At 41.6% G+C, this 5,536-nt stretch carries 4 protein-coding genes; 2 read left to right on the top strand and 2 right to left on the bottom strand.

Going from position 1 to position 5,536, the window contains the following annotated elements; all coding sequences use genetic code 11:
- Both Q0605_RS04030 and Q0605_RS04025 read left to right on the top strand, forming a co-directional pair.
- Positions 1 to 251: hypothetical protein (locus Q0605_RS04030; protein ID WP_298704434.1), on the top strand; the 251-nt coding region annotated here is incomplete at its 5' end.
- A gap of 62 nt (positions 252 to 313) precedes the next feature.
- The gene (locus Q0605_RS04025; RefSeq protein ID WP_177388939.1) at positions 314 to 763 is read left to right on the top strand and encodes a hypothetical protein; all 450 of its coding nucleotides are present in this window, start codon (positions 314 to 316) and stop codon (positions 761 to 763) included.
- 512 nt (positions 764 to 1,275) lie between these two features.
- Here the strand turns inward: Q0605_RS04025 and Q0605_RS04020 are convergent.
- Entirely contained in the window at positions 1,276 to 4,362 is a 3,087-nt protein-coding gene (locus Q0605_RS04020; protein ID WP_298704433.1) for a TonB-dependent receptor, read from the bottom strand.
- A 652-nt stretch (positions 4,363 to 5,014) separates the two neighbouring features.
- On the bottom strand, positions 5,015 to 5,536 hold a 522-nt coding region (locus Q0605_RS04015), incomplete at its 5' end, for a hypothetical protein (protein WP_298704432.1).

Below are 5,536 nucleotides of genomic sequence, written 5' to 3'. Positions count from 1 at the left end.
AGTGCGGCTTGCCCAAATGCTTAAGACTTTGTGCTATATGTGCTGTATCGGATAATTTAGGTGCTGTGTATAGTAATCGCATTTGGCTTTGTTTTTGCCGTGTCTGCGATACTGTTTGCAATATACTTTGCGCTCGCAAAAAAGGGGCTCGCTCGGTTTTAGCAAATTTCTATGATTGCGTGTCGTTAACATTGATTTTGATGGGACTTCTCGCCTATTTTGATGCGGGTGTGCAAAAATTAAAATTTTAGTGCGAACGCCACAGAAAGTAGCGCGTATTTTACGAAATTTTACCGAAATTTGGAGGAAAATAATGTGGCATTTAAAAAAGAAAGCTTCAAGTGAATTGAAATTTTTCACAATTATCGGCAAGATAGAAAACTTAGAAACAGACTGGGGGCGAGACGGACTGTATATAACATTTGAGGTAAAAGGAATAAGATTTTTCGACTATCCCGATCAATGGTTTGCTGATAACGGCGATATAGTCGAGGTAACGTATTGTTATCTTTCCCCTGAGTCGCCCAGCATAACGCATATTTCGATTTTAGCTAAGTATTCAAATTATATGAGAGTGAAACAGGCTCTAGCTATAATTTGGGATTTTATATTAATAGTTTTTTTAATCGTAACGTTTCCCATATGGTTTTACGGCATTAGTAAGTTGTCCATTTTATTATATATTGCCTTAGGGTTCTGCATCTTGCAAAGAGCTTGTAAAAAAATCAAAATTTTATATGAAATCGAGAAAAATAGAGGCTAATTTGTCTTTATTTTTCCGCGTATTAACGCATAAATAAAAAATCATTTGTCTTAAGCATCGTCTTGTGCGCCTTATCGTAGGTCTCATCCAGCTGCCGTAGTTTTTGCGTGCGGTTGTCAAATGTCTTCGGTGCTTCTAACTCGTCTTTATTAGGATCATACGGCGAGCAAATTTATGTGATATGAAAGTTTGCCTTTGACCTTAGTAAAAAAAGGCTTTATCGATAGAAATGTAAAATTTATACTGCACGGCGGTAGGTTCTGAGCCAAAACCGCATAAACGAAAGCGGCGATATACAAATTTAATGCGCGCGCAAAATGTTACTGTTCGGCGAAAATTATATCGCTAAAAATTTTATCAAAATGCCAAAAATACGAAGTGATCTTGCTCTTGCGTTGCAAAGGCTCATTGGATAAATTTAAAGCATAAATTGCAATCCAGGGCTCGATTTGATCAACTTGAGCCCTGGATTCGAAATTCGTTTTAAATTTTGGATCGAAACACACCAAGAACTAAAACGTTACCTCCCAGTTAAATCTAAAATTTCTGCGCGGCGCGTAAAACCTGCCGATGCCCGCACCCGTCGCCTGATCGATCATATTGACCGTTCCAAAAGCCCTGATCGAGCGCGCGCTATCCCAAGTGATATACTTGGCGTTGGTTAGGTTGTAAACGCCTAGACTAAAGTTAAAATTTTTTTGCGGCTTAGCATAAGCAATAACGTCCACTACCGTATAATCACTGCTTCGCCAACCTTTGGTATTATCGGTTATGGGCTCTCCGTTTACTATAGAAGCATCGATGTGCCCCCAATATGGATCCGTTCTTTCGACTTGGCTTTTCCAATACATATTGTAGGTATCTTTGCGCTTCTTGGCTCCTACGTCGGTGATAAAAAGATCAATGCCATATTTGTCGCCGGGCGTAGAATAGCCGATATTATAGACGGAAGTAGGCGGTTGGATCGCATTCATCGGCACCTCTTCGCCCCTGCTGCATCCGGAGTTTGAATTATTGGCGTTTGAGCCGTTGCTGGCGCACGACATTCTGCCTTTTTGTCTGCTGTATTTATATCCCAGCCTAAATCCCTCCAGGCTCTCCGATACATCGCCGAGCTCCAGATGGGTATTTATCTCAAATCCATGCACTTTGGCACTATCTCGGTTTACGTTTTGATAAAACGGATAGGGTATCTGCTGATCTACGACTTGTAAATTTCCCAAAAATTCAAGATCGATAAAATTTTTATAATCCGTCTTAAAAACATCGAAAGTTATGCGGCTTCTCTCGCTATAAAAAGTAAGAGCGATCTCTTTCGTCCTTGCGATTTCTGGTTCTAAAAATATATTAGGACGGATAGAAAAGTCCGGATGCTTAAAGGTCATATACGCCTCATCCGACGTCGGAGCGCGAAAGCCCTTGGAGCCTTTTAGCTGTATCCTCATCCAATCCAGCGGGTCTAAATTTAGACCTAGTTTATATGAGCCGCTTTTGTATTCCTTCTCTCTTAGTAGGAATTTTAAATTTTGCTGATAATTTTCCTCTCCGTAAGGGGTGTAGTAACCATGTATTCCATCGTAAGGGTTATAAGGATACGGCACCCATAGACCGGTTATGATACCTCTAGGGATTTCGGGATAGCCGGTATATTTCGGCTTATGTTTTACCTTGTCGTAGCGATAGCCAAGATCGAAGCCCACATATTTGGTTATTTGAATTTCATCTCCGATATAACCTGCCGTAGTCGTAGTTTGCACCGGGATCAGGTAGGTATTAACGGCGGTCGTATTGCTTCTCTGATTGCCGTTCATATGGTAGTCGGGATTCGGTACGCCACCTCCAGGAGTTCTACCGAAGAGTATATTATCCCACCATTGTGAATCACCTGAGTAAAATCCATCTTTATTAGTCATAGATTTATCTGTTTGATCCAAAAGTCCGCCGTATGATATAGAGTTCTCTATGGTATCAAATAGGCTAATATCTTTCTCAAAATCCAAATTTACTTGCTGGGTTTCGGTATCTAACGTCCTGTCGGAGTATTGGATTGAATTATAGCCGTCAGTGTATGGCAAAATATGATATAAATCATAGCTTGTGCTCCAGTCTCCATACCAAGACCATGCAGGATCAGTATTGGGTCTTGTTACTGTGGCATCTTCGCTTGATTTTTCTATCGTTCCATATACTTGACCGTTTGGGAGGGTGTGTTTAGTAATATCTCTTTCAACGAATTCGTAAGTGTAACCCTTGTCATTTTTCATATAATCCTCTGTGTCATATTTTGCCCTTAAAACTCTAAATTTTTTATCGCAATTTATTTTGGTACAGTCTAAAAATATACCCGTAGAATTCTGAGTTTTAAAGTCGGTGCCAGGGTTAAGATTATTCCCGGCATTGTCTTTAATAGGTGCGGGGGTATCCGAATCATATGAATTCGTATCTGTAGTTAAGCTTCGATTATTTTTATCGGTTATTTCATAGTTATTTGAATTTTCCTTTAATTGCAATCCCGCAGGATTTTGCGTATTTTGGCAAGCGCTCCCCTGGCAACCCTCTTTATTGATCGCGCGATTTTTAATGTTTTGCTTCGAGTATGAAATTTTAACGTGATCCCAAAGCGGCGTCTCGCTGAAATTTTCGTAGCTGAATTGCACGTTTCTTCGATCGGAGCTGTCGTGGTTCGTCCTGCTTCCGTATCGTTCCGGAGCGCCCGGGCGACTGCCGAGCCTGAGCGTGTAAGATAGGTCTTCGCCGTCGGAATTGAGCTTTGAGTTATCCACCGCAACGGAAAATCTATTCTCGTCGCCGGGTTGAAATCCAACCTTTACGAGCGTGCTTTTTTTGGTTATGGTATATGGGTCTGCTTTTTCGCGAGTTTTTCCTATATGAAGTTTGTCCTCTTTGCTATCATATATGTCGTAGAAATAGTTTTTTCTTTCATGACCGTGTCTATCGGTGTTTATAACTAAAAGATCAAACCAGCCGTATCTAGCCGCACCGGTGAAGGAGTGAAAATTTTGACTATCGACGCTTTGATAGCCCTGTTTAAAGCCGAAATGATAGTTTTTTTCCGTCAAGAAATCCCTAGCGTCTTTGGTTTCAAACATTACCGATCCGCCGAGCGCGCCGCTTCCCGCTTTTATAGAGTCGGCTCCTTTGGTGATATTGGCTGTTTTGACGTTTTCCATCTCTACGCCGTTTCTTGTGTTATTAAAATTTCCATACCCCTCAAAGAGGTCTTTAAAGCCCTGCGAGCTTAGAGTCTCCGCTTGACGAAGCCCGTCCACCGTGATAGCCACGCGGTTTTCGTCCACACCGCGAACGGCGTATCCGCTAGCGCCGAATCTGCCCGTCTCGACCGCTGTGATACCCGTTTGGTATCGCACCAAGTCTCTGCTATCGGTGATCTGCTGCTTCTTAATAGTCTGCGCAGTAGTCTTAGTCTCGCCAACCTTTTGCTCGGCTACGCTTTGCGAATCGACATTGCCCGTTACCTGGATAGTTCCCAGTTCTTGTGAGTTGGCCGGCTCTTCCGCGTAAAGCGAGCCATAAAAGAGCAGCGAGGCATAGAGAGAGAGAGAGAATCTTCTAAACATTCATATTTCCTTACTTAATGATTATAGAATTGATTATTAATGCGGCGAATAATAATACAAAGATTTTTAATGTTTAATTAAATTGCAGTTTAAATTTAGGATAAATTTTAAATGCTTGAAATTTTGATTTTTTAAGAAGTATAAAATTTTGAATAGGTCTAGAAATACGTAACAGGCGTATTTTGAGCTTTAATTTAGCTCTAAATTTTGCAAAGCGTTTTTAAAACGGCTAGCAAAAATACTGAAAATTATAAAAGGGCAAATGATAACAAAGCGCATTTTATAATATGTAACGCACTTCTTAAATCATGATATTTTGCCGGTAATTTTAAAATTTTATACTCAATCGCTGCATTGTAAATTTATCATTTTATAGATTGTCGCCTCTCGGGATTTGTTAGCAGATTTATTTATCTGTGCCGGAATAGGGCATAAATTTTTGCCGGGTAGAATTTCACGCTGCGCTATAAATTTTATGCGCCCCGAAATTTTGAAATTTTGTTTTCCACAAATACGGCGAGCGGTAAAATCCCACCACACAAATAAACCATACCGCGTTGCGGGCATTGATAATCTATTCGTTTATTCAGCCAAATTAACTCATGCCGCCGCAGATTTTATGTTTTAAAATTTCGCGCCGAATCTTTCGCGGCTAAAAAATACCTCGCAGAGCCGCTGTACCCTCTACATGTCTGTATGGCAAGAAATAATGCACAAAGCTTGTGCAAGCGCCGCTAGACACGCATATTTCGGCGCTCAGTCTGTGTCTAACATGCGTAGAATCGAGATCAGGTATCACTAAACTACCGCTTTTGTAACCGCTGTAGCCCATTTCTAGCGGCACCTCTAGCTCGTCCTTTTCAAACACGACGCGCCCGCTTTGCACCTGCTCGAGTTTGATATTTTTCAGCACGATCCCGGGCGCGCTCACGTACTCAAATTTTATACTTAGTTCATACGGAGCGCCGGTAGAGTTGTCGTCCGAGAAGTCGGGCTCAGGCTCGCGCTCGTCGCGCCATGATCGTTCGCCGATAGTAGTAGCTCTTAAGCGGGCGCTGATACTAAAATCCTTAAGATCCAGCGAAGCGCTGCTAAAATCACGGATGAGCGCCCATGATACGACGGTGCGGCCGAAAAATTTATCGGCAATCATATATGTGCCGAAAAGCGAGCT

The sequence above is a fragment of the uncultured Campylobacter sp. genome, from assembly GCF_938017705.1.
In the GTDB taxonomy this organism is placed as follows: domain Bacteria; phylum Campylobacterota; class Campylobacteria; order Campylobacterales; family Campylobacteraceae; genus Campylobacter_B.
This window is presented reverse-complemented; position numbering and strand designations above follow the sequence as displayed.